Source organism: Nesterenkonia salmonea (assembly GCF_005771525.1).
Taxonomy (GTDB): Bacteria; Actinomycetota; Actinomycetes; order Actinomycetales; family Micrococcaceae; genus Nesterenkonia; species Nesterenkonia salmonea.
In genome coordinates, this window is sequence record NZ_VAVZ01000120.1 from 1 (window position 1) to 600 (window position 600).

General features: G+C 63.2%; 1 pseudogene. It reads right to left on the minus strand.

What is annotated here, in order from left to right:
- Nucleotides 1-6: 6 nt before the first annotated feature.
- Nucleotides 7-537, minus strand: a pseudogene (locus tag FEF26_RS15540) (transposase); the annotation flags it as partial.
- Nucleotides 538-600: the final 63 nt, after the last annotated feature.

Here is a 600-nt window from a genome sequence, read left to right on the forward strand (position 1 = left end):
GGCTCTTCACAATCCAGGGTGTAGTTGTAGTCTGAATCCTCCGCTTTCGAGCAGGGACCGGGCGATGTAGTTGGTGAGGTTCCGGAACCCCAGGGCTGAGCCGCGCAGGTGTTCCAGGCGGCCGTTTATCGCTTCGGTGGGCCCGTTCGAGGTGCCGGGGCGGTCGAAGTAGGCGAGGATGTCGGTGGCCCGATTCTTCAAGGTGCGCCCGAGTGTGGTCAGTTCGATCAGGGCCTTGGGTACGGCGCGGGAGAGCTTGGTGATGACGTTGTCCATCATGTTCTTGCCTTCGGCCCGGTCTGGTTCGCGGTAGGCGGCAACCATGTGTTGATAGAAGGCCCAGGTGGCTTCGACTTCGACGTGGGCGTCACTGGTGAAGACCTCCTGGATGCGGGAGTACTGCTTATCGGTGAGTAGGTCGGCCCCAGTCAGCAGGGTCCGGCGGGCCTTATACAACGGATCCTGCTTGCGACCTCGGTGGCCCAAGGTCTCCAACTGGACTCGGCGGCGGCATTTCTCCACCGCATCGCCGGCGAGGTGAGGTCGGCCCAGGGCGCAGTATCAGCGTTTCGGCTGGTCTGTTTCCCTGGGCCGCCTCCC